Annotated in this window: 17 protein-coding genes and 1 pseudogene; 10 read left to right on the top strand and 8 right to left on the bottom strand. The window is 66.4% G+C overall.

Annotated features, from left to right (window positions below; genetic code table 11):
* Positions 1 to 1,724 (bottom strand): DEAD/DEAH box helicase (locus PMI14_RS18565; protein ID WP_007856832.1); only part of this gene is annotated, 1,724 nt, incomplete at its 3' end.
* A gap of 253 nt (positions 1,725 to 1,977) precedes the next feature.
* On the opposite strand from PMI14_RS18565, the gene ettA reads away from it, so the two are divergent.
* On the top strand, positions 1,978 to 3,639 hold the full coding sequence (gene ettA / locus PMI14_RS18560; protein ID WP_035204500.1) for an energy-dependent translational throttle protein EttA: 1,662 nt from the start codon (positions 1,978 to 1,980) through the stop codon (positions 3,637 to 3,639).
* A 140-nt stretch (positions 3,640 to 3,779) separates the two neighbouring features.
* Here the strand turns inward: ettA and PMI14_RS18555 are convergent, their stop codons facing one another.
* The gene (locus PMI14_RS18555) at positions 3,780 to 5,687 is read right to left on the bottom strand and encodes a glycosyltransferase family 39 protein (protein ID WP_238541865.1); all 1,908 of its coding nucleotides are present in this window, start codon (positions 5,685 to 5,687) and stop codon (positions 3,780 to 3,782) included.
* Between the two features lie 441 nt (positions 5,688 to 6,128).
* Between PMI14_RS18555 and PMI14_RS18550 the strand changes: the two genes are divergently transcribed.
* Positions 6,129 to 8,804: a DUF1631 family protein gene (locus tag PMI14_RS18550; RefSeq protein WP_007856829.1), complete on the top strand. Its 2,676-nt coding sequence runs from the start codon at positions 6,129 to 6,131 to the stop codon at positions 8,802 to 8,804.
* Between the two features lie 127 nt (positions 8,805 to 8,931).
* On the opposite strand, the gene PMI14_RS18545 is transcribed toward PMI14_RS18550, so the two are convergent.
* The 5 genes from PMI14_RS18545 to PMI14_RS18525 all read right to left on the bottom strand — a co-directional run bounded on the left by PMI14_RS18545 (position 8,932) and on the right by PMI14_RS18525 (position 14,857).
* Positions 8,932 to 10,785: a hypothetical protein gene (locus tag PMI14_RS18545; protein WP_007856828.1), complete on the bottom strand. Its 1,854-nt coding sequence runs from the start codon at positions 10,783 to 10,785 to the stop codon at positions 8,932 to 8,934.
* Positions 10,786 to 10,796: 11 nt separating this feature from the next.
* Positions 10,797 to 12,656, bottom strand: a complete 1,860-nt coding sequence (locus PMI14_RS18540; protein ID WP_007856827.1) for a glycosyltransferase family 39 protein — start codon at positions 12,654 to 12,656, stop codon at positions 10,797 to 10,799.
* Between the two features lie 4 nt (positions 12,657 to 12,660).
* Positions 12,661 to 13,035 (bottom strand): GtrA family protein, encoded by a 375-nt coding sequence (locus PMI14_RS18535; RefSeq protein WP_035204520.1) that lies wholly within the window; start codon positions 13,033 to 13,035, stop codon positions 12,661 to 12,663.
* Positions 13,036 to 13,066: 31 nt separating this feature from the next.
* Positions 13,067 to 14,014: a glycosyltransferase family 2 protein gene (locus tag PMI14_RS18530; RefSeq protein ID WP_255344583.1), complete on the bottom strand. Its 948-nt coding sequence runs from the start codon at positions 14,012 to 14,014 to the stop codon at positions 13,067 to 13,069.
* A gap of 261 nt (positions 14,015 to 14,275) precedes the next feature.
* Complete coding sequence (locus tag PMI14_RS18525) at positions 14,276 to 14,857, bottom strand: DUF4865 family protein (RefSeq protein WP_007856823.1); 582 nt, start codon at positions 14,855 to 14,857, stop codon at positions 14,276 to 14,278.
* A gap of 117 nt (positions 14,858 to 14,974) precedes the next feature.
* Here PMI14_RS18525 and PMI14_RS18520 point away from each other — a divergent pair, with 117 nt between their 5' ends.
* From PMI14_RS18520 to PMI14_RS18500, 6 genes and pseudogenes are all read left to right on the top strand, one after another.
* The gene (locus PMI14_RS18520) at positions 14,975 to 16,018 is read left to right on the top strand and encodes a LysR substrate-binding domain-containing protein (protein WP_007856822.1); all 1,044 of its coding nucleotides are present in this window, start codon (positions 14,975 to 14,977) and stop codon (positions 16,016 to 16,018) included.
* 68 nt (positions 16,019 to 16,086) lie between these two features.
* On the top strand, positions 16,087 to 17,157 hold the full coding sequence (locus tag PMI14_RS18515) for an RHS repeat domain-containing protein (RefSeq protein WP_007856821.1): 1,071 nt from the start codon (positions 16,087 to 16,089) through the stop codon (positions 17,155 to 17,157).
* A gap of 6 nt (positions 17,158 to 17,163) precedes the next feature.
* Positions 17,164 to 17,868, top strand: coding sequence for a tetratricopeptide repeat protein (locus PMI14_RS34965; protein WP_007856819.1), 705 nt, complete (start codon positions 17,164 to 17,166; stop codon positions 17,866 to 17,868).
* A 333-nt stretch (positions 17,869 to 18,201) separates the two neighbouring features.
* Positions 18,202 to 19,098, top strand: a complete 897-nt coding sequence (locus PMI14_RS18510) for a transposase (RefSeq protein ID WP_007856818.1) — start codon at positions 18,202 to 18,204, stop codon at positions 19,096 to 19,098.
* A gap of 38 nt (positions 19,099 to 19,136) precedes the next feature.
* Positions 19,137 to 19,418 (top strand): annotated as a pseudogene (locus PMI14_RS18505) (DNA adenine methylase); the annotation flags it as partial.
* A gap of 8 nt (positions 19,419 to 19,426) precedes the next feature.
* The gene (locus PMI14_RS18500) at positions 19,427 to 20,149 is read left to right on the top strand and encodes a hypothetical protein (protein WP_035204496.1); all 723 of its coding nucleotides are present in this window, start codon (positions 19,427 to 19,429) and stop codon (positions 20,147 to 20,149) included.
* 523 nt (positions 20,150 to 20,672) lie between these two features.
* Here the strand turns inward: PMI14_RS18500 and PMI14_RS18495 are convergent.
* Complete coding sequence (locus PMI14_RS18495) at positions 20,673 to 22,088, bottom strand: TAXI family TRAP transporter solute-binding subunit (RefSeq protein WP_007856816.1); 1,416 nt, start codon at positions 22,086 to 22,088, stop codon at positions 20,673 to 20,675.
* A gap of 186 nt (positions 22,089 to 22,274) precedes the next feature.
* Between PMI14_RS18495 and yidD the strand changes: the two genes are divergently transcribed.
* Entirely contained in the window at positions 22,275 to 22,625 is a 351-nt protein-coding gene (yidD, locus tag PMI14_RS33625) for a membrane protein insertion efficiency factor YidD (RefSeq protein WP_146187943.1), read from the top strand.
* Between the two features lie 102 nt (positions 22,626 to 22,727).
* On the top strand, positions 22,728 to 23,411 hold the full coding sequence (locus tag PMI14_RS18485; protein ID WP_007856815.1) for a gamma-glutamylcyclotransferase: 684 nt from the start codon (positions 22,728 to 22,730) through the stop codon (positions 23,409 to 23,411).
* Positions 23,412 to 23,656 lie beyond the last annotated feature (245 nt).

The following is a 23,656-nucleotide window of genomic DNA, read 5'->3' as shown; positions in this document are numbered from 1 at the left end:
CCCCCCCCGCCACGGCGGCCGCCGCCCATGCTGTCCACGCTGGTGCGCATGGGGTCAGGCTGGCCGCCGGCCGCGCTGCCGGAATGGCGATGGCCCGGGTTGCTGTGGCCCGAATGCGTGCCCAGGTGGGCATTGGGGCGTGGTGGTTGGTCATCGTAACGGCCGCTGCCGCCGCCGCCTTCGTAACCGCCGCCGCCACCACCGCCGCCGGAGCGGCCGCGTGCAGGGGCCTGGCCACCGGCACGTGCGCCGCCGCCCTGGCCGCCACCACCACCACCGGCACGGGCGCCACGCGGGCCATTGCCGCCACCACCGCCGCCTGCGGCTGCGCCGCCACCGGCGCGGCCACCACGGCCGCCACCGCCACCACCATTGCCACCGCCGGCAGGGCGGGGACCGCGGTCGCCGCCACCACCACCGCCGCCAGCACCCTGGCCGGCCTTGTTGGTGCGGATGCGTTCCATCATTTCGCTGCGGGCGGCCTTGGCGGCTGCCTGCATCACGTCACGGCTCGGGGGCTTGCCTGCGCCGCCCCAGATGGTCTGGCGGCCCATGGCGATGGGCTCGGCCTTCTCGCCTGGCTCGGGGCCGAAGCCGTCGATGACCTGCACGGGGATCTGCTGCTTGGTGAAGCGCTCGATCTCCATCATGAAGCCTTCTTCGTCCATGCAGACCAGGCTCACGGCTTCGCCGCTGTTGCCGGCGCGGCCCGTGCGGCCGATGCGGTGCACGTAGTCTTCCGAGACGTTGGGGATTTCGTAGTTCACGACGTGCGGCAGCTCGTCGATGTCGATGCCGCGCGCAGCGATGTCGGTGGCCACCAGGGCGCGGATGTCACCGCTCTTGAAGCCGGCCAGGGCCTGCGTGCGGGCGCTCTGGCTCTTGTTGCCGTGCAGCGCCATGGCGTTCACGCCGTTCTTGGTCAGGAACTCGGCCACGTTGTTGGCGCCGAACTTGGTGCGCGTGAACACCAGCACCTGGCTCCAGTTGTGCTGCTGGATGATGTGCAGCAGCACCTGCTTCTTCTTGCCGCGGCCCACGGGGTGGATCACCTGGGTGATGCGCTGCACCGTGGTGTTGCTCGGCGTGACCTGGATGCTCTGGGGGTTCTTGAGCAGGGTGTTGGCCAGGTCGCGGATCTCGTCGCTGAAGGTGGCCGAGAACAGCAGGCTCTGCTTTTCGCGGGGCACCAGGGCCAGCACCTTCTTCACGTCGTGGATGAAGCCCATGTCCAGCATGCGGTCGGCTTCGTCGAGCACCAGCACCTGCACGGTCGACAGGTCCAGGAAGCCCTGCTGCTGCAGGTCCAGCAGGCGGCCGGGGGTGGCCACAAGGATGTCCACGCCGCGCTTGATGCGGTCGATCTGCGGGTTCATGCCCACGCCGCCGAAGACGACGGTGGAGTTGATATCGAGGTATTTGCCGTATTCGCGTACGGACTCTTCCACCTGGGCGGCGAGTTCGCGCGTGGGGGTCAGCACCAGGGCACGGATGCCCTTGCCGCCGAATTTGTTCTTGGGCGCTGCACTTTGCGAGAGGCGGTGCAGCAGGGGCAGGGTGAACGCGGCGGTCTTGCCGGTGCCAGTCTGTGCGCCGGCCAGCAGGTCGTGGCCTGCGAGAACGGCGGGAATGGCCTGGGCCTGAATGGGCGTGGGGGTTTCGTAGCCCGTTTCGTGCACGGCCTTCAGGATGGCAGGAGCCAGGTTCAGTTCGTCAAATGTCATGTCGTTGAATGCGCCCGTCCGGGGCGCCGGGTGTCGGCCTGTCGTACAACCGGTAGGTTGCCGAGCCAGTCTCAAGCCGACGAGGTTCAAGGGTGGGAGCCCAGAGGCTGAAATGCCTCTTTCGTCCCCAGCGGTGTGCTGATGTGGCGGGCAACTGGAGCCCGTCACGGTGCGTATTGTCGCATGGCCTGATAATCATGCCCTGAACGCAGAATTCTTCTGCCCAAATTTCGCAGGTACAAGACTCAAGCAAATGGCTCAATACGTATTTTCCATGAACCGGGTCGGCAAGATCGTGCCGCCCAAGCGCCAGATCCTCAAAGACATCTCCCTGAGCTTCTTCCCGGGCGCCAAGATCGGCGTGCTGGGCACCAACGGCTCGGGCAAGTCCACCCTGCTCAAGATCATGGCGGGCGTGGACAAGGAAATCGAGGGCGAGGCCATCCCCATGGCCGGCCTGAACATCGGCTACCTGCCCCAGGAGCCGCAGCTCGACCCCGAGCAGACGGTGCGCGAGAGCGTGGAAGCCGCCATGGGCCGGGTGATGACCGCCAAGGCCCGCCTGGAAGAGGTGTACACCGCCTACGGTGAAGAAAACGCCGATTTCGACGCGCTGGCTGCCGAGCAGGCCGAGCTCGAAGCCATCATCGCCACGGCCGGCACCGATTCCGAGCACCAGCTCGAAATCGCCGCCGACGCGCTGCGCCTGCCCCCGTGGGACGCCAAGGTCGGCCTGCTGTCCGGCGGTGAAAAGCGCCGCGTGGCCCTGTGCCGCCTGCTGCTGTCCAAGCCCGACATGCTGCTGCTCGACGAACCCACCAACCACTTGGACGCCGAGTCCGTGGACTGGCTGGAGCAATTCCTGCAGCGCTACTCGGGCACCGTGGTGGCCATCACCCATGATCGCTACTTCCTGGACAACGCGGCCGAGTGGATTCTGGAACTCGACCGGGGCTCCGGCATTCCCTACAAGGGCAACTACAGCGACTGGCTGACCCAGAAGCAGGCCCGCCTGGAGCAGGAGCAAAAGGGCGAAGAATCGCGCGCCAAGGCCCTGAAGAAGGAACTGGAATGGTCGCGCCAGAACCCCAAGGCCCGCCAGGCCAAGAGCAAGGCCCGCCTGGCCCGCTTCGAGGAGCTGTCGGACTTCGAGTACCAGAAACGCAACGAAACCAACGAAATCTTCATCCCCGTGGCCGACCGCCTGGGCCATGAAGTGATCGAGTTCGTCAACGTCACCAAGTCCTTCGGTGACCGCGTGCTCATCGACAACCTGAGTTTCAAGGTGCCCGCGGGCGCCATCGTCGGCATCATCGGCCCCAACGGCGCCGGTAAATCCACGCTGTTCCGCATGATCGCCGGCAAGCAGGAGCCCGACAGCGGCACCGTCAAGATCGGTTCCACCGTGAAAATGGCCTTCGTGGACCAGACGCGCGACGACCTTTCGGACGACAAGACAGTGTGGGAAGACGTCTCGGGCGGCCTTGACATCCTGAACGTGGGCAAGTTCCAGATGGCCAGCCGCGCCTACTGCGGCCGCTTCAACTTCAACGGCGGCGACCAGCAAAAGAAGGTCGGCATGCTGTCGGGCGGTGAGCGCGGACGCCTGCACCTGGCCAAGACCCTGATCGCGGGCGGCAACGTGCTGATGCTCGATGAACCATCGAACGATCTGGACGTGGAAACCCTGCGCGCCCTGGAAGACGCGCTGCTCGAGTTCGCCGGCACCATCATGGTCATCAGCCATGACCGCTGGTTCCTGGACCGCATCGCCACCCACATCCTGGCCTGCGAGGGCGACAGCCAGTGGACCTTCTTCGACGGCAACTACCAGGAGTACGAGGCCGACAAGAAGAGGCGCCTGGGCGAAGAGGGTGCCAAGCCCAAGCGCATGCGCTACAAGGCTTTGAAGTAAGTACAGCCCCCTGAGGCGCTTCGCGCCTTCGCCCTTCCCGAATTGCTGCGCAATTCGGGAAGGGGGACACTCCCAGCGCGGCGGGGCGGCCCTTGCGCGGGAGCACTGGCTCAGGTCGCGCCAGTTTCTAAGGTCTGGTGCTATGGCCCCTTCTTCGGAGGGACCGGGTCTTGAGCTGGGACTCCGGGCGTGTGCTGTACCCGGGTCGGCCTGGGTGTCAGGGCGCTGTCGCAGCGTTGGCTGTCGGGCAGTTTCAGCATCATGATCTGGTGTTCCTGCCCGGGCAACTGGCTGAAGGTGATGGCGCAGAATTCCTTGGCGCTGGCCTGGGCCGCCTGTTCGGTGGCGAAGGTCAGCGTGGCGCGGAAGCCCGATCCCTGCATGTCCTGGCGGCCGAAGGTCTGGGCCACGTCGGGCCGCTGTACTGTCTCCATGCTGCTGGCCTGGGGCATCTGCTCGAAGCCCACGAACGCCAGTTTGCGCCCGGGCCCCAGGGTGGGGGTCCAGCCCTCCACGTTCAGTTGGTTCCCGAGCACGCTCACGTTGTCCACGGCGCCGCCAAAGGCATGGGCCAGGGAATGCAGGGGCCGCTTCATCGGCAGCACGAAGAGGTCACTGCGCATGCGGGCCGCAAGGGCGGCCTCTTGCTGCGCAGGCGGCATGTCACCCAATCGCACCATGCAGGAGCAGCCGTCATCCCAGGTCACCATGCGGCTGCGCTCCTGCGCCGTGGCCGGGTAGTGCCATGCCAGCGCGGGCGGGGTGTGGGCAGCCTGGGGCTCTATGGCCTGGCGCGCCTGGAACACGCTCATGGCCTGCAGGATCATGCCGTTGGCCTGCGCCTGGGGCTGCAGCAGCATCTGGCCGGGTGGTGGCGCCAGCGCAAAGCCATAGTAGGCCTCGAACATTGCCGCAATGGGGCGGTCGTGCTGGCGCTGGACCCAGGCCTGCTGGCCCGCCGCCGCCACGAACACGAGCAGTGCCACCTTGTGCCAGCCTGCCAGGCGCCGGGGCCATGGCAGGGCCCACAGCACACAGGCAGCCACCCAGGGCACCCACAGGATGCGGGCGTTGCCCATCCATTCAAAACCGGGCCCCACCACGAACAGCAGCGGGAAAACCGCGACCACGACGGCAACCCCTGCGCCCAGGGCCAGGGGCATGCGTCTGTTGGCCGGTTGTGCCGCCAGGCCCGCCCCCAGACATGCCAGGCACAGGCCGGTGGCCACCAGGCCCAGGGTCCCGGCTCCCAGCAGGCCTTCGCTCAGCGTCCGGGCGATGGCGCCCAGCACGCCGCCAACGGCTTGCCAGCCGTCCAGGGCCACGCGGGTGTACCCTCCGACGCCCTGGAACACATGGATGCGAAAGGCTGCGTAGGCGACGGCCACCAGCAAGGCCGGCACCGCATAGCGCCAGCGCGCCAGGGCCGATGGCGAGCCAGCTGGGGGTGGTACGAACAACAGCAGGGCGATCCAGGGGACATAGATCTCCTTGCTCAGGCATGACAGCAGGTACATCCCTGCCGCAAGCAGGCTCCAGCGCCATTGCAGGGACCGCATCGCGTGGACCTGCGCCCACAGCGCCAGGCAGGCGAATGCCAGGCCGTCCAGGTAGTGCCCCACCATCAACTGCTGCGCCATCTGGAACGCCGGTGCGCCCAGGAGCAGCAGGGCGGCTGGCAACAATGCCTGCCAGCGTCCCAGCCAGTGGCACAGCAGCAGGTACAGGGCCCATGCCGCGCAGGACAGGGAAATCAGGTGGTGCAGGTAATAAGGCCAGGGGTTGAAGCCAAAGAGCGCGGAGTTGACCTGGTAGAGGAAGACGTTCCAGGGCGCAATCTGGCTGGAGGAGACGAAGCGGGTCACCTGCGGGTCCAGGAAGACGGAGCCGGGGGAGTACTGCGTTGAATACAGCAGGTTCTGCCCGTCGTCCCAGCGCCAACCCCCCTGCAGCGCACTGCCATGCAGTGCCAGGGCCAGCAGGCACAATAGCGCCAGTGCCAGGAGATGCCCGCGCCAGGACGGTGGGCTGTTCTGCGAAGTCCGCAAGGATGAATTCATAGGCAAGGCAAAAGCGCGGCCGGCAGAGCCAGCAGTGCGCAGGGGTTAAGCTGGCGGTGTCGTTTGCGCGTTGCACCCGCACCACGCCACTGCGCCATGGCGGCACGCGCTGTCCAGCGCATGGACCTGGGGCATTTCCGCCGAATGGCTCCCCGCTGTGTGAAAGCGGGGGGGTCTCTCAGTCCAGCGATTGTGCATGGAACATTCACTGTAAGATCGAACGACCGGTAGCGTGGTCCATGGCGTTTCAGGGCTGTGGCTGGGGTCTGGCATCCCGAACCATGCGCCTGCGCATGGGTGCTGGCAGTCCGTTCGTGGCCGTGTTCCCACCGGCCGGCAAGGATTTATGCACGGGGCCCCGAGGTCAAGTAGGATTGCAGCTGGAAACGATTTTTTCGAATTTTCCTATTTCGCCTTTTTCCGCCCACCATGTCCCAGCCAGCGTCCCGTTCGAGATCCGTTTTCCGTGCCTGCGTGGTCAACGCGGTGCGTGGCGGCGAAGTGCTCATGGAAAAGCTGGTGGCGGTCACCCGCAGCGCGCTGACTGCCGAAGAAAGCACGGTCCGCAACATCCAGCAACGCAACCTGGCCAGTGACAGCCTGCGCCTGCTGGGCCAGCACGAGGCGACCCTGATCAAGGGCTACTCCATGGCCCTGCTGGAGATCTTTGCCGAAGGCCCGGCCGCGGCCCCGGGCAGCAAGCCCCGGGCTGCCGATGACATGGGCATGGACTTTGGCGAGCTGTCGCTCCTGGACGAGAGCGAGGTGCAGAACCAGGTGGAGCTGGCCCGTGCCCAGCAACTGGCCGCGCACGCCACCGAGGCGGTGCTGGCCGAGCTCAACACCCTGGTCAGCTCGGCCCAGGGCCTGCGCAGCGTGCAGCCCGAGCGCAACCCGCTGCGGCCCGAAAGCTACATCCGTGCCCTGCAGCAGGTGGTGGGCGAGACCGGCGTGAACGCCGAGGTGCGCGGGCTGTGGATGCAGCACATGCGCGACCTGCTGGGCAAGCTGCTGGTCGACGAATACAAGGGCATGGTCAAAAGCCTGCGCGACAACGGCGTGGAGCCCGTGGGCTACGCCGTCGTCGGCGCGCCGGGCGCCCGCACCGGCTACGGCGGCCTGCAGGGCGGCGGTGGCAATTCCGGCAGCGCCGGCTACGGCGGTGGCTACGTGGGCCACAGCCATGGCGGCCCCATGGCCGGCCCCAGCGGCTTTGGCAGCCCGGGCTACGGCAATACCGGCTATGGCAACACCGGCTACGGCCGCGGCGGTTATGGCGGCGGTGGTGGCAACAACAATTGGAGCGGCGACCCCGGCAACAACTGGAACGGCGATGCCCAGGTGCCCATGATGTCGCCGCAGGCCGCGGCCGCCGAAGAGGCGCTGCTCACCGTGGGCATCCTGCGCCAGATGCTGGCCGGCGGCGATCCGTTCGACCCGCGCTCCTATGGTGGCCCGGGCATGGGTGGCGGGGTCCCCTCGCAGCCCGCCAGCATGCATTCGGGCCTGGGCGGCAGCAGTGGCTACAGCAACTCCGCGGCCGCAGCGGCAGCCGAGGCCATCGACGACATGGCCCAGCTCGAACGCCTGGTCGTCCGCCTGGCCGGTGGGCAGCAGGCCCCGGCCATGCCCCAGGTCATGGTGCCTGGGCACCAGGCACCCCAGGTCATGGTGCCGGGTCACCAGGTGCCCCAGGGCGGCTGGGCCCCCACCACGCCAGGCACGGCACCCCAGCACCTGTACACGGTGCCGGGCATGCCCTACCAGCAGATATACACCGTGCCCGCGGTGGCCCCGCACGACCCGCCGGCCATGGCCGCCGAAGTGGTGGGCCGCATGATGGAGAACATCGCGCGCGATTCGCGCCTGCTGCCCTCGGTGCAGCGCGCCGTGCAGAACCTGGAACCCGCGCTCAAGCACCTGGTGCGCCGTGACCAGACCTTCTTCACCGAGCCCGGCCACCCGGCACGCGTGCTGCTCGACGAGATGACCCAGCGCAGCCTGGCCTTCCCCGACGAGAAGGCCCCCGGCTTCGCCCGCTTCATCCGCCTGCTCAACGAATCCGTGGGCTACCTGGCCGGCATCGAGATCAAGGACGCCACCCCGTTCGAGACCGTGCTCAAGGCCCTGCAGGCCGCCTGGAACTCGCAGGTGCAAAAAGCCAAGGCCCGCCAGGCCGAAAAGGACAAGGCCGCGCTGCTGGCCGAGCAGCGCGAGATGCTGGCCGGCAAGATCGCCGCCGACATCAGGAAGCTGCCCGACCTGGAGCGCGTGCCGGCCGACGTGCTCGACTTCGCCGCCGGCCCCTGGGCCGAGGTGGTGGCCCTGGCCCAGGTCTCGCAGGCCGATGGCGGCGAGGACGACCCCGGCGGCTACCTGGCCCTGGTGCCCGTGCTGCTGTGGAGCGCCCAGCCCGAGCTCACCCGCACCGAACCCGACCGCCTGTCCGAAGCCATCCCCGGCCTGCTCGTCAAGCTGCGCGAAGGCCTGCAGACCATCGACCACCCGGCCGCCAAGACCAGCGCCTTCCTGGAGCGCCTGGTGGGCCTGCACCAGGATGCCTTCGAGCGCGCCAACTTCGCCAAGATCACCCTCGATCCCGAGGATGCTTCCCGTGCGCCGGACTCGCGCGACCCCATGGACTCCGTGGCAGCGGTCGCTGGTTACGACGACAGCGCCCAGGCCCCGGTGGACAGCGCTGCCCCGGTACCGGCTGCGGCGCTTGCAGCCGCCCCTGCCGAGCCCTATGCCGAATTCGTCGTCGGCGCCTGGGTCGAGCTCATCACCAACGGCCGCGCCGTGCGCACCCAGCTCACCTGGACCAGCCCGCACGGCACGCTGTTCCTGTTCACCGCGCCGGACAACAGCACCCAGTCCATGACGCGCCGCATGCGCGACAAGCTGGCCGACGAAGGCTCCCTGCGCGTGGTGCCCGCCCCCAAGGTGCGCCCACCGGTGCCGGCCCCCACGCGGGCAGGTGGCATCGCCACCACCCGCGGCAGCCTGCCTGCACCGCTGGAGACCTCGCGCGGCAAGCTTGGCAGCGCGCCCAGCAGCAAGCAGGCACCGCTGTCGGGCAAGCCGTCGTCTTCCAAGGGGCGCTGAGCGGCACCCATGTCCTGGCAGCGTGCCTCGGCCGCCCAGGGCAGAACACACACCAAGGCAGTGCTGCGGGCTTGCGCTGAGGCGTACCGGGGCGCACGGGCTGCTGCTCCAGCCCCACCACCCAGCATCAACGGGTGGGTGGGGGTATCAGCACCCGATCGCAGCGCTTGTGGCCCTGCACGGGCAGCAGCAAGAACTGGTGCTCCTGGCCCGGCAGGTGGCCGGTGACCAGGGCACACAGCGCCTGGCTGGCCGCCTGGGCGCTGGCTTCGTCGGCAAAGCCCAGCGTGGCGCGAAAGCCCGCGTGCAGCATGTCGGGCCGCTGGTAGGCCTGCACGATGTCGGGGCGCTCGGTGCTGACCAGTTCTTCCAGGCGGGCCTGGGCCTCGGGGGGCAGGCCCGTGATCACCAGCTTGCGGCCGGGGCCGATGGTCGGCGTCCAGCCGGACAGGTGCAGCTGGCGGCCCGCGACGGTCATTGCGTCGATGGAGCCTGCATACCCATGGGCCACGCGCGGCAGGGTCTTGCCCAGCGACAGCACGGCCCCGGCATTGGACAGCTGGGACCGGATGGCGTCGTCCTGCTTGTCTGGCGGCTGGCTGTCGAGAGGCACCAGGCACAGGCACGCCTCGCTCCACACCCGGATGCGCGCGCGCTCGGCGGCATCGGTCGGGGGCGTGCGCAGCAGGGCCGGGCGGGCATGGGGCTGGCCCGGTTCGAGCACCCCCTGCGCCGCATGCGCGTTCATGATCATCGAGGTCATGGAGATGGGCGAGAAGAACTCGAACGGCGCCAGGATCTGCCCCGCAGGCGGCTGCATCGCAAAGGCGTAGTGCGCCTCGAACATGGCGTCGATGGGCCGGTCGTGCGCGCGCTGGGCCAGCGACTGTTGCGCCACCGCCGCCACGAAGACGAGCAGGGCGGCCAGCTTCCAGCGCGCCAGGCGCGCGGGCCATTTCAGCGACCACAGCACGCACACGGCGGCCCAGGGAACCCAGAGAAAGCGCGTGTAGGCCATCCAGTCCGCATAGGCCTGCACCGCGAACAGCAGCGGAAAGACCACGACCACGGCCACAGCCCCCAGCCCCACCAGCATGCGGGGGCGCGCCGGGGCGGGCTGTGCCAGCACGCCCGCCCCGGCGCAGGCCAGGCACAGCACGCCCGCCACCACGCCCAGCAGGTTGGCGCCCAGCAGGCCATCGGTCAGCACGCGCGCCAGGGTGGCGCCAAAGCCCAGAAAGGCGCGCCAGCCATCCAGGGCGGACTGGTGGTACCCGCCCACGCCCGCAAACACGGCGATGCGCAGCACCGCGTACCCCAGCGCCACGGCCAGGGCGGGGGCCGCAAGGCGCCAGCGCGCCATGCCCCGGGGCGTGCCCGCAGGCAGCGGCAGCAGCAAATACAGGGCGATCCAGGGGACGTAGACCTCCTTGCACAGGGTGGACAGCAGGTAGAAGCCCGCGGCCAGCACCGCCCAGCGCCATTGCGCCTTCTGCACCGCATGCACATAGGCCCACAGGCCCAGGCAGGCGAAGAGCATGCCGTTCACGTAGTGTCCGGACATCAGCTGCTGGGCCATGTGCACGGCCGGGGCACCCACCAGCAGCAGCGCCGCGGGCAGCAGCGCCTGCCAGCGCCCGAGCCAATGGCGCAGCAGCAAATACAGCGCGCCCGCGGCACCCGCCAGTGACAGCAGGTGATGCACGTAGTAGGGCAGGGGCTTGAGGCCGAAGAGGGCGTGGTTGACCTGGTAGATGAACAGATTCCAGGGCGCGAACTGGTTCCCCGAGACGGCGCGCGTCACCTGCGGGTCCAGGAACACCGACCAGGGGCTGTACAGGCCCAGGTAGAACAGGTGCTGGCCGTCGTCCCAGCGCCAGGAGCCCTGCAGGGCGCTGCCGTGCACGGCAAACGCCAGCAGGCACAGCGCGCCCAGCACGGCCAGATCGGCCGCCCAGGCGGGTTTGGCGGGGGGGCTCATGCGCTGCTGTGTCACAGGGGGCGCGTCCTGGGCGGCATCAGCGCGTTCTGGCAGCGTGTGCCGCCTTCGATGGGCAGCATCAGGAACTGGTGCTCCTGCCCCGGCAACTGGCCGGCAACCACCGCGCACAGGCTGGCGGCGGCGGCCTGCGCGGCCTCTGGGCTGGCAAAGCGCAGCGTGGCGCGGAATCCCGAATCCAGCATGTCGGGGCGGCCGTGCGCGCTGGCCACGTCGGGCCGCTGCACGTTCTCGATGGTCACGGGCGGTACGCCGGTGAACCCGGTCAGGAACATTTTTCTGCCGGCGCCCAGCGTCGGCGTCCAGCCCCGCACTTGCACCACGCCGTCTTGGGTGGTGATGGCGTCGATGGCGCCGCCCCAGGCGTTGGCGATGTAGGGCAGGGGCTGGCGCAGCGGTGCCGCAAAGGCCTGGTTGTCCAGCTGCGCCTGCAGTGCCGCCTGCTGCAGTGCGGGCGCCAGCGTGTCCAGGGGCGCAAGGCACTGGCAGCTGTCCTGCCAGACGCGGATGCGCGCGCGCTCGCCCGCATCCACCGGCCACTGGCGCAGCAGCGCGGGCTGGGCATGCGCCAGCCCGGGCTCCATGCGCTGGCGCGCGGCATGGGCGCTCATCGCCACCGCGGCCACATAGCCGGGCGTGTTGAACTGGATGGGGAGCAGCACCTGGCCGGGTGGTGGCTGCAGGGCAAAGCCGTAATGCGCATCGAACATGGCCTCGATGGGGCGGTCATGCTGGCGCTGCACCCAGGCCTGCTGGCCCGCCGCCACCCCAAAAACCAGCAGCGCCAGCGCATGCAAGCGCACCAGCCGCGGCGGCCAGGGCAGGCACCACAGCACGCACAGCGCCACCCACGGCACCCACAGCAGCCGGGCGTGGAGCTGCCACTCCAGGCCCGGGCGCGCCACGAACAGCAGCGGAAAGACCACCACCGTGATGGCCGCGCCCAAAGCCGCCACCGCCCTCAGGCGCGCTTGCGGCGGTTGCATGGCCAGGCTCACCCCGATGCATGCCAGGCCCAGGGCCGTGGCCAGCAGCCCCAGGGCGCCCGCGCCCACCAGCCCATGGGTCAGCATCAGGGCCACCGCACCCAGCACACCGGGCACGTCGTGCCAGCCTGTCAGCGTGCTGGGGTGGTACCCGCCCGCCCCGGAAAACACCAGCACGCGCACCGCGGCGTAGCCCAGCGCGACCGCCAGGGCCGGCAGGGCGTAGCGCCAGCGGTGCAGCCACGGCATGGGGGCCACTGCGGCGCCCAGGGGCATGAACAGCGCCATCGCGATCCACGGCACATAGACCTCCTTGCACAGCGTGGACAGCAGGTACAGCACGGCCGCCAGCCAGGCCCAGCGCCATTGCCTGCGCTCCACCGCGCGCAACTGGGCCCACAGGGCCAGGCAGGCGAAGGTCAGGCCGTCCAGGTAGTGCCCCACCATCAACTGCTGTGCCATGTGGAAGGCCGGCGCGCCCACCACGAGCAGGGCCGCGGCCAGCATCGCCCGCCACGCCGGCAACCACTGGCGCATCAGCACATACAGGGCGAAGGCCGCCGCAGCCAGCGACAGCAGGTGGTGCAGGTAGAACGCCCGCGGGTCCATGCCGAACAGGGCGCTGTTGACCTGGTAGACGAACAAGTTCCAGGGCGCGAACTGGTTGCCCGACACGGCCCGCGTCACCTCGGGGTTCAGGAACACCGACCAGGGCGTGTACTGCGTGCTGTTGAAGAGGTGCGTGCCGTCATCCCAGCGCCAGTTGCCTTGCAGCGCGGCGCCATGCAGCACGAAGACCAGCAGTGCCAGCAGGCACAGGGCGATGAGGTTCTGGCGCCAGCCAGATGCTTGCGATAAACGGCTCACGGGACTAGCGCACGCGGTAGGTGAAGAACCGGTGGCCCAGGTAGCTGAAGGCCGGGATCACCGTCACCACCAGGGCGATGCCCAGCGCATAGTGGCCGCCGGCCTGCTCCACCACCCAGGTGATGCAGGTGCTGACCACGCCGCCCGCGCCCGCCACCAGGCCGAAGCGCCAGGCGGTGGCCGCGCTCAAGCGCTGGCCAAAGCTCAGCAGCGTGTTGGCGGTGTACGAGAACATGGTGGCCACGGTGAACGCCACCACATTGGCCACGGGCGGCCGCGCGCCCAGCAGCTCGATGCACAGGGTGGCAACGCACACGTGCGTGAGGGTGGACAGCACGCCGATCAGCGCGAATCCGATCAGGGACCGAGAAGTGTTCATGAAAAAAGACGGAAACAGGGCATGGCGCCGCTCAGCGGGCATCGCGCTGGGGCGGGGCATCGCCCTCGGCCGCCTCGCGCACGATGTAGACGGGACGCCCCTTGGACTCCATGTACACCCGGCCCAGGTACTCGCCCAGCACGCCCAGCCCGATGAGCTGCAGCCCGCCCAGGAACAGCACCACCGTGATCAGCGAGGCATAGCCCGGCGCATCGCGCCCGAACAGCAGCACCTGGCCCACGATGAACAAGCCATAGCCGAAGGCCAGCAGCGCGACGACCAGGCCCAGGTAGGTCCAGATGCGCAGCGGCACGGTGGAAAACGAGGTCAGCCCCTCCACCGCCAGGTTCCACAGGCCCCAGCCCGAGAATTTGGTGTCCCCGGCCGAACGTGCCGGCCGGGTGTAGGGAATCGTCGCCTGGCGAAAACCCACCCAGGCGAACAGGCCTTTCATGAAGCGGCGCCGCTCGGGCAGGCGCTTGAGCGCATCCACCACCTGGCGGTCCATCAGCCGGAAATCGCCCACGTTGGGCGGTATCGGCGAGTCGGAAATCCGGTTGTGCAGGCGGTAGAACCACTCCGAGGTCTTGCGCTTGAGCACGCGGTCGGCGCTGCGGTCCGTGCGCTGCGCCAGCACCACGTCAAAGCCCTGCTGCCACAGCCGCACCATCTCCAGGATCAGCTCGGGCGGGTCCTGCAGGTCCGCATCGATGGGCACCACCGCCGCGCCCAGCGCATGGTCGATGCCTGCGGTCAGCGCCGCCTCCTTGCCGAAGTTGCGCGACAGGTCGATCACCCGCAGGCCCGGCACCGTGGCGCCCAGCGCCTGCAGCCGCGCCAGCGTGCCGTCGCGGCTGCCATCGTTCACGCACACGATCTCGAACGCCAGGCCGGTCTGCGCCAGCACCGGCAACAGCTGCGCAAAGAACAGGTCCAGCGTGGCCTCTTCGTTGAACATCGGGCAGACCACCGAGAGCAGGGCGGGCGCGTTGCTGCCGTCGCCGCTGCGCTGGCCGGTGTCTGACAGAGATGGAGGTACGGTGGGGCTCAATGGACTTCGTGGTGGTTGGCCACTGGATGGCGGATATCCCTGCGTGCCAGGGGCACCGCAAGTGGCTGGTCGTCGAAGATACTACATGCGCGACCGCACACGGCCCGTCCGAGGCAGAGCACCGTTGCCGGGGTGTGCCCCGGCGCACACGCACCGGCGCCTTGGGGGCTCAAGCCAGGGCCTGGTTTGTCAAGCACCTGCCGCAGCGCTGCTGCGCACCCCCCGCGGTGCCGACAGGTACAGCAGCTCGAACACCCGCCCCGCGGTGCCCGCTGGCGGTGGGCCCTGCCACAGCACCGTGCGGTTCACCTGCCAGCCCTGGGCATCCAGGCCCGCGAACACGCTGTGCACCCCCGGCGCGCTGGCCAGCTCGGCAGCGGCGCCACGCTCGTCGGCCGCGCGCTGCACCAGGTCCGTGGTGTCGGGCAGGTCCTCGAAGTACTGGGTGGCAAAGCGCGGCACCTGGCCGGCCGCCGGGCCCTGCAGGTGGGCGAGTGGGTTCCAGCCATGCACCACGGGGCGCCCGTAGCGGGCCTGCACCGCGGCAAAGTCGGGCGAGGTGACGAAGCCGGCCGCGCCGGCAGGGTCGTCCCACAGGTAGAAGGGCGCGTAGCGGTTGGGCGCCGTGGCCGTGCGGTCGGCCAGCAGAAAGGCCTTGAGGTGCAGGTCGGGCAGGGCGTCGAAGCGGCTGCCGATCTCCGGGATGCGGCGGCGCAGGGTGTGCATGTCGAAGTCATCGGGCAGGTCGAATCCGTATTGCATGGCCAGCATGTCAGGTGTCCTTCAGGGGTAGAGCAGGGTGGAGGTGCATGCACTGTAGAAACTACCGTTGCTTTAAACAATCGAATTGTTTTGATTGAAACGTTTAAAGCGGCTAACCTATTGGCCATGCTGCTCGACCTGCCCTCCCTGCAAACCCTGGTCACCGCCGTCGAACTCGGCGGCTTCGGCAAGGCCGCCGAACGCCTGCACCGCACGCCCGGCGCGGTGAGCCTGCAGATCAAGGCGCTGGAAGAGCGCGTGGGCACGCCCCTGTTCCGCAAGCAGGGCCGCCAGCAAGCGCTGACCGAGGCGGGCGAGCTGCTGCTGGGCCATGCGCTGCGAATGATTGCGCTCAACGACGAGGCCGTGCTCTCGCTGCAGGGCGCGCGCATGCAGGGCAGCGTGCGCTTTGGCATGCCGCAGGACTTTGCCGACGGCTGGCTGCCCGCCACGCTGGCCCGCTTTGCGCGTGCGCACCCCGCCGTGCGCATCGACATCCGCGTGGACCGCAGCAGCGCGCTGTTGGCGCAACTGCAGGCCGGCGAGGTGGACCTGGTGCTGGCGTTTGGCGAGTCCCCCAGCGCCCAGCGTGGCGCGCAGGCCGGTGGTCAAACCATTGCCCGCCTGCCCACAGAGTGGATTGCGCGGCCGGACCTGCCGCTGCTGCCCCGCACATCCGTGCCCCTGCTGCTGCTGGAGCAGCCCTGCAGCTTTCGCCAGGCCGCCATCGCCGCGCTGGAGCGCACGGGCCGGCCCTGGCACGTGGTGCTCACCAGCGCCAGCGTCTCGGCCATCTGGGCCGCCGCCCAGGCCGGCCTGGGCGTGGCGCCCCGGGCCACGGCGCAGATTCCTGCCGGGCTGGCCGCAGTGGGCAAGCCACTGGGCCTGCCTGCGCTGCCGTCCGTGGGCGTGTCACTGCACCGCGACAGCGTGGGCCTTGCCAACCCCGCAGTGGAGCATCTGCGGGCGGTGGTGCAGGAGGTGGTGGCGGGGCGCCTGGTACCAGGCGCTGCACCACCAGCAGCCAACAGAGCGCAGGTACCACGACCAACCGCACCTACGCCCTCACCGCCAACCGCCAGACCGGATTCAGCCAGACCAAGACAGGCACCGGCGGCAACGCCAACACCAGCGTCACCTACCAGTACAACGCCGCTGGCGATCTCCTGAACGATGGCCTGCGAACCTTCCACTACGACAGCCAGGAACGCCTGGAAAAAGTCACCACCGGCACGGGCGTGGACGCCCCCAGCACCCAGTACGCCCACAACGCCTTGGGTCAACGGGTGTTCAAGACCGAACCGCTGTTTGCCAGCGGATCAGGATCAGGTTCAACCACCAGCAGCAAGAACCTCAACAACCTGCTGGCCGACCCCGAAGACCAGGAAGAAGCGGAGAAGGAACAAGACAAAGGCTTCATCCAGACCGCCTACGAATTCTTCACCCGCCTGTGGAGCCCCGGCAGCAGCGACGCGCAAAAGCTCGGCTTCGCATACGTCTACGGCCAGGACGGCACCCTGCTGGGCGAATACGGCATGGGCGGCAGCAACAGCAGCGGCACCACCCAGTACATCTACCTGCCCACGGCCAACGGCCCCATGCCCATTGCCGCCATCATCAATGGGGTGGCGTATGCCGTACACAGCGACCACCTGAACACCCCGCGCAAGCTCACCCAGCCCGACGGCCAGGTGGCCTGGCAATGGGCGTACAGCGCCTTCGGCGACGAACAGCCCACCCTGGGATCGAAGCGCTTCACCAACGAAACGACGACCCCTACCACGGGCACCACCACCATCCCCGAGGTGACCTTCAACCTGCGCTACCCGGGGCAGTACTACGACAAAGAGAGCAACCTGCACTACAACTACTTCCGCAGCTACAGTGCGGAGCGGGGGAGGTATACGCAGGCCGATCCGATTGGGCTGGATGGTGGGTTCAATCGGTTTGGGTATGTGGAGGGAAACGCGCTGAGTCAAGTTGATCCAACAGGACTTCAACCCATACCGAAACCGAGGCCACCAGTGGGTGGGTTGTGGGGTGGTGCAGCGGCGAATGACCCAACTTTTGGCGGTGGCGGTGGGGGTGGCTGCAATTGCGAAAATTTTAAGAAAATATTGGATCAATATTATTATACGTATATTAGAATGCTTTCAAGGCCGGATTTTCCGGCGGTGGCAAAAGCGCAGGCATGGGCTGGCTATCAGTTGATGCGAAGGGCGTATATCGCAGACTGTGGCCCTTATGTTGAGCCTTCTGCTCCATCGGAGCCTTCTCGGGATATAATTGATGATTATTATTCAAAATAAAAATTAATGAGTGATAACATTTTAAGTCCGTTGCATCGATATTTGTTGCGCGTCAATGGAATGTTGACTGCGCTGCAAATTTCCGGGCAGAATTTGGTTTCTTTGTGGCCGGATTTTGATCCGGCTTTGCTCAGCGAGTTTGAAGTTGCTGCTGAGAAAGGCGACGCCTACGCTGCGACTGTTTGTTCCGCTATCTTTCGCGGATCAAGTAATCATCAAAACTACCCCCTTGCATTGAGGTATGCGAAAATTGCAGCCGATTCTGATTTTCCTCCTGGGTTAGCTGAACTTTCATACTGTTATGAATATGGTTATGCCACGGTCATTGATTTGAGATTGGCCTTGGATCTAGCCGTCCGAGCATCATGGGGGGGGTATGGAATTGCAGCATGTAATTTGGCACTTCAATATGCTACTGCTGTTCCTTTTGGATTTGATGGAGGGAAGGCCGTAGAGTATGCTACCCTTGCATATAAATCTGGTGAGGCGTATGGTGCTTACTTGCTAGGTCTGTGGTATGAAGAAGGTTTAATCATCGGTAGAAGCTTGTTGTTGGCGCGGATCTGGTATAAAAAAGCTGCAGTGGAGGGGAGCGGCTTGGCATGCATTCGTCTAATTGCTGCATATACCCGAGGGGAGTTGGGGTTGCCAAAAGATGAAAAAATGGCGTCAAAGTTCGTAGGGCTGAGTCAGTCAATAAACACTGCCTAGCGAATTTTCAAAGAAAGTTAGATAAGATTTAGCCTTTATTTAATTAAAAGTATTTACTTGTGGTTAAAAATCCGTCATCTGATAGATTGAATCGGGGAGTTATTTAGCCGCATTTCTAACATTGCCGGTATTTATAGGGGTTCCTCCGTTCCTTCCGCGCGAGGGGACAAGCACTTGTCGGCCTTGAGCACGTCACACCCCGTCTGCAACCGCATCAACTTCCTGCGTACCATCTGCGGATGATGGGGTCAGGTCTTGCCTTTTGCCCCAAGCCATAGAAACTCTTCTCCATCCATCACCAAACCGAGCCGTCAGTTTGCGGAGGTTCTGAAAATGGCAAGACCGCTGCGAATCGAGTTTCCAGGTGCCATCTACCACGTGACCTCGCGGGGTGACAGGCGTGAGCCCATCGTACTGGGCGATGATGATCGCGAAGACCTGCTGATCGTTCTGGGTCAAGCGCTGCATCGGTTTGATGCCTGTGCCTTGGCGTGGTGTTTGATGGATAACCACTACCACTTTGTGTTGCACACCCGGCAGCCCAACTTGTCGCTCTTGATGCGCCACATCAACGGTGTTTATACCCAGCGCTTCAATCGGCGGCACGGCAAAGTGGGGCATCTCTTTCAGGGGCGGTACAAGGCCATTTTGGTGGACCGAGATGCCTACCTTTTGGAAGTTTGCCGCTATGTTGAGCTGAACCGGGTGCGCGCGAGTTTGGTGGAGCACCCGGCCCAATGGCCTTGGTGCAGTTACCACGCGCTAACGGGCCAGAACACGGCCCCTGAATGGCTGGATGTGCAAGCCGTCTGGGGCTATTTGCTGGGGCGTGATCCAAAGGATGAGAGGGCATGTGCCCAGGCCGCGCAGGCCTATGCCGCGCTGGTGCAAGCGGGGCAAGGGGTTCAGCTATGGGCCCAGGGCCTGCGCCAGCAGATGTACCTGGGCGATGATGACTTTGTACTGCGCATGCAGGCGCTTGCCAGCGACCGTACCGTTAGCGCCAAAGAGATTCCAAACACACAGCGCGCCAGCCCCAAGAGCCTGCAAGACTGGCTGGCCTTGTGCCCCACGCGCGACCAGGCTTTGGTGCAGGCGCACTATGCATCGCAAATCAGCCTGTCGCAGATCGCGCGCCAGTTGGGCTTGTCGGTCTCGCGTGTCAGCCGTATCGTGTCGGCGCAGCGGGATTTGATGCCGGGGTCTGCGAGGGAGCTGCGACCGGAGTAAAGCAAAAGACAAGACCTGACCCCTATACCCCTTTCTATACCCCTTTCTATCTGGACCCGCCGTACTGGGAGACCGAGGGCTATGGCTTCCCATTCCCCTGGGCCCAGTACGAGCTGATGGCGGCCAAGCTCAAGACCATCAAGGGCAGGGCCGTGATCAGCATCAACGACCACCCAGCCATCCGCCAGTGCTTCGCTGCCTTCGACATGGAGGAGCTACGCATCAACTACACCGTGGGCGGCGGTGCCAACCGGGTGGAGCGGGGCGAGCTGGTCATTTACAGTTGGGACCGCCAGGCCGAGCCGGCCGGGTTGTTTTAGGAGTCTCTATGAGCGTGTTTCCGAGTGGCTACTCGCGGGCGAGATTCATGCCAGCGGTCAATTACCAACTGGCACAGCGATTCCTAAAGCACGTAGTGGATCCCGCCTTCCTCTCTGTCAAGGAGGAGTTGGCCAGCTTCAAAGCTGACACAACATCCGGGAATGCGCGAACAGTGATGCTCGGGGCGTTGGGAAGGGTGGTCACTGAACAAATGCTGACCGACATGTCTGTCGCTTTCTGCCTGTCAATTCAGGCGTCATGGGAACGGGGCTTTCGCGGCTACGTCGATGCGTTTGCTCAAGATCTTCCCGATCCAAAAGCGGAGGCGGACTCCAAGGCCCTCCCTTGGCCTACCGTGACCGCAGCATTTAATCGTCTTCACGGAGTGGTGGTCAATGACTTACCTGGCTTCGATGAGCTAGACCTACTGAACAAGCTCGGGAATGTTTGCCGGCACGGCCCAGGCTCCACGATGGACAAACTTCAGCTGTCGCATCCTCAGTTTTGGCCAGCGGGTGTTCACCGCGGCTACCACCCATCCCTGGCGGGATTCGTTCTTGAGCAGCGGAAGCTTCATGACTTCGCCCGTTCCATCGAATCGTTTTGGAGGGCGATAGAGCAGATGTGGCCCGCAGCGCCATTGCCATCTGAGGAAGATCTAGCGCGGATGGAAGCAGAAGTGGAGAAGGCTTTGCTCGACGGTACGGCCATCTTCGGAAAGTCATACTGACCACAAGGCTGCTCCATCCAATGCAATTCTGTTACGTTGGTTGAAACGTGAAGGCGACGGGATTTATCGCAGAAAGTGGGGCCTAATTTTCGCGGCCCGCTTCACATGGCCGAAGCAGCTGCTGGGCGCGGTAACCCATGCCGGCCTCTGTTTGATCCAAACGTCGACCCTTGCAGCAACTTGAACGACGTGCGAGACAACCGGCGAGGAGGAACACGATGGCTTTGACGCGATGGCTTCGACGATGAGAGGCCTCTTTTTCTTTTTCGGTGCAGCTTTAATCGCAATGGCCATGGGCGTACCGGAGGGGTTTCCCGTGCACGGTGGCAGCGCGAAATCAGCAATGCCATCCATGGCATATTGGCTGATCAGCCAGTTCGAGGCATGGGGCGGTAAATACCTCGTAGGGGCTGTTGGCGCAGGCTTGGTCCTGCTGTCATTCGTGCTGTCCCGAAAGCCGCCTTCACCTCCTTCTGGCCGCTAAATTGACTTGCTTGGCAAAAGCCCGGTGGGGGCATCTTTGTCAGAGGGGCTGCGTGGGCTCCGTTGTCAGCACATTGGTGTTGCTTGTTCCCGCAGATTGCGCCGCAGGCCCTTCCTCCACCCCACCCCCCGCTTGCACCCTGAGCAATTTCCTGCGCACCATCTGAATATGGTTGCGCAGGGCATACAGCTCATCCGCATACGACAGCGGCACGCTGATCTTTTCCACCTGCGCCTCCAGCGCATCCAGGGCCTTGAGCATCTCGGGGTGGCCGGCAGGGTTGGTTTCCAGCGTGTCCTCGATCTCGCGCAGGCGGCCGTACCAGCGGAACACGCGCGAGCGCACGCGGAACTGGTAGAGCGGCGGCACGATGCGTGACAGGGGCAGCAGCACGGCGATCAGCAGGCCCATCACAAGCCACATGCGGTCGATGAGGTTGGCGATCCAGAAGGGCAGGTAGCGCTGCATCATCGGCACGGGCTCGTTGATGGCGCGTTCGCCCTCCTTGGCAATGGGCAGCTCGCTGTGGCGGGTGCTGGGGAACTCGCGGGCGCGGTTGAACCAGCTGGCGCCGCCATGCAGCTTCTGCGCGTTCTGCGCAAACAGCGTGAGCAGGGCAGGGTGGGTGCCGTCGCGTGCCAGCAGCGAGGTGGTGGTGGCCACCAGGCGCGCGTCCAGCGGCGGGATGTTGCTGGCCAGGTCCACCACGCCGCGCGGCAGGGTCACCGGCGTGAGGTACGGAAAGCGCCGCGCGTAGGCCTCGTGCTGGGCAAAGTCCATCAGGTGCACGCCGGGGGTCTGCAGCAGCATCTGCACCATCAGCGACTCGGGGGCTGAGGCGAACACCAGCGCATCGAGCTTGCCGTCGAGAAACGCCACGGTGGCGGGCGTCTGCTCCAGCTGCGACAGGCGCACCTGTTTGGGCTCCACGCGGTTGGCCTCCAGCAATTGCTCCATCAGGCGCGGCACGCCGCTGCCTTCGGACCCCACGTTCACGCGCAGGCCGCGCAACTGGCGCAGGCTGTCCAGCCGGCCGGTGGCCGTCACGCGCAGGGCCGAGTCGGCGCGGTAGAACAGCCAGATCGGCTCCACGAACAGGCTGCCCAGCGATGCCAGGTTGTCCGGGTCATCGGGCAGCAGCTCGGCCGTGCCGCCCTGCACAAAGGCCAGGTCGGCCTCGCCGTCGCGCAGCAACTGCAGATTGTGCGACGAGCCCGCGCTGGGCTTGAGCACCACCTCGATGCCATCGACCGCCAGCGCCTTCTGGTAGCGCTTGCCGAACTCTTCGTACGCGCTCTGCGCCGGGCCGGTGGCCAGCGTGACTGTCTTGGGCGGGTTGGGGTTGAGCCACCAGTAGGCGGCGATCAGCAGGCCCACGGCCAGAAAGGCCAGCGGGCCGGCCGAGACGATCAGGTCGCGCAGCGTGAGGAAGGTGTTGCGTAGGGCCTGGGGCATGGATAGGAGGGGGCGTATGGTGGGGGGGGGCTGTGTCGGCGTCCGCTTGGGCGTGGGTGTCTGCAAGGCGCGCTGCCCGCGCGCCCCGCAATTATCTGTGCATGCGCCAGTGACCAAAGGTATCTGTTGGTTGGCGCGCCCGCGCAGTAACATGTGCCGCATGCCTTCAAGCGCAAGCCCCTGCTGATGTTCCGGAACGCCACCCCCGCCGCCTCCGCAGCCCTTGCCGCCATTGGTGCCTACCAGCGCCATGTCTCCCCGTACAAGGGCTTTTGCTGCGCCCATCGTGCGCGCACCGGGCATGCATCGTGCTCGCAGTTTGCGCAGCGAGCCATCCAGCGCTGCGGCCTGCTGGTCGGGTTGCGGCTGCTGCGCCGGCGGTTCGGGGCCTGCGCGCAGTCCCACCAGGCCTTGATGGCAAGCGGGCAGAAGGCGCCAGATACCGAGCCGCTCAACGAACCATGCCCCCTGTTCACCCTGCGCAATGCCAAGTGCTGTGGAGGCACCTCGCTGGCCTCCTGCTGGCCATTCACGTAGGCCGAGGGGCGCAGCCGGTTGCAGACTGGCAGGGTGCCCCCGCATGCAACTGCCCGTCCCATGGCAAACTTGGGTTACCACCTTTGTCGTTGTTGACTGAAGATGACCATCCTGACCCGCGAGAACCTCCGCAACGGCAGCTTGCGCCGCCGCATGAATCTGGTTGCCCACCCGGGGTGGTCCGACGAGCGGGTGGAAGAATCCTTTGCCCACGCCTGGGACAGCCGGCCCGAAGGGCCCACCTGGGTGTTCGGCTACGGTTCGCTGATCTGGAACCCGCTGATGCCGTTCGAAGAGCAGCACACGGCCACGCTGGCGGGCTGGCACCGCAGTTTTTGCCTGCGCTCCATCTCCGGGCGCGGCAGCCCCGAGCGCCCGGGCCGCGTGCTGTCGCTCATGCCCGGCGGATCCGTACAGGGCGTGGCCCTGCGCCTGCCCGAGGCCGATGCGCGCGACGAGGTGCGCATGCTCTGGACGCGCGAGATGACCGGCGGCGGCTACCACCCGCAGTGGCAGGCCGTGCAGCTGGAGGACGGCCGCAGCGTCACCGCCATCACCTTCGTGGCCAACCCCGACCACCCGCAGCACGAGCACGACGCCTGCGCCGAGACCGTGGCCCGCCTGGTGGCGGTGGCCAAGGGCGTGTTCGGTCCCAACATCGACTACGTGCTTTCGCTGGACCAGGCGCTGCGCGAGCGCGGGCTGCACGACCCGTATGTGGAAGCCATCGTGCAGGGGATCCGCGAGGCGCAAAGCCAGGGGCAGGAGCAAAAGCAGCAAGGCTAGGACCGCATTGTCCGCCGGCAGGCAGGCGACAATGGCGGCCAACTGCGCCATAACCCGCCCCATTTTTCTTTTTGTACCCTCCGCCCGCATGCCTGCCATCCACGCCGCCATTCCCAGCCGCACCCTGTTGATCGCCGTCGACCCCGATGGCAGCTGGTCCCTGGCGGACGAGGGCACGCCGGGCTCGGCGGACGTGGACTTCCGCCTGGAGATCACCGATGACGGCGGCAGCGGCTGCCTGCTGG

The organism is Acidovorax sp. CF316 (assembly GCF_000276605.1).
In the GTDB taxonomy this organism is placed as follows: Bacteria; Pseudomonadota; Gammaproteobacteria; order Burkholderiales; family Burkholderiaceae_C; genus Acidovorax.
This window is presented reverse-complemented; position numbering and strand designations above follow the sequence as displayed.

Excerpts from the sequence above, each read along its gene's own strand:
- ettA (WP_035204500.1), top strand. The coding sequence starts at position 1,978 with ATGGCTCAATACGTATTTTCCATGAACCGGGTCGGCAAGATCGTGCCG.
- PMI14_RS18550 (WP_007856829.1), top strand. The coding sequence starts at position 6,129 with ATGTCCCAGCCAGCGTCCCGTTCGAGATCCGTTTTCCGTGCCTGCGTG.
- PMI14_RS18545 (WP_007856828.1), bottom strand. The coding sequence starts at position 10,785 with ATGAGCCCCCCCGCCAAACCCGCCTGGGCGGCCGATCTGGCCGTGCTG.
- PMI14_RS18535 (WP_035204520.1), bottom strand. The coding sequence starts at position 13,035 with ATGAACACTTCTCGGTCCCTGATCGGATTCGCGCTGATCGGCGTGCTG.
- PMI14_RS18525 (WP_007856823.1), bottom strand. The coding sequence starts at position 14,857 with ATGCTGGCCATGCAATACGGATTCGACCTGCCCGATGACTTCGACATG.
- PMI14_RS18520 (WP_007856822.1), top strand. The coding sequence starts at position 14,975 with ATGCTGCTCGACCTGCCCTCCCTGCAAACCCTGGTCACCGCCGTCGAA.
- PMI14_RS34965 (WP_007856819.1), top strand. The coding sequence starts at position 17,164 with ATGAGTGATAACATTTTAAGTCCGTTGCATCGATATTTGTTGCGCGTC.
- PMI14_RS18510 (WP_007856818.1), top strand. The coding sequence starts at position 18,202 with ATGGCAAGACCGCTGCGAATCGAGTTTCCAGGTGCCATCTACCACGTG.
- PMI14_RS18500 (WP_035204496.1), top strand. The coding sequence starts at position 19,427 with ATGAGCGTGTTTCCGAGTGGCTACTCGCGGGCGAGATTCATGCCAGCG.
- PMI14_RS18495 (WP_007856816.1), bottom strand. The coding sequence starts at position 22,088 with ATGCCCCAGGCCCTACGCAACACCTTCCTCACGCTGCGCGACCTGATC.
- yidD (WP_146187943.1), top strand. The coding sequence starts at position 22,275 with ATGTTCCGGAACGCCACCCCCGCCGCCTCCGCAGCCCTTGCCGCCATT.
- PMI14_RS18485 (WP_007856815.1), top strand. The coding sequence starts at position 22,728 with ATGACCATCCTGACCCGCGAGAACCTCCGCAACGGCAGCTTGCGCCGC.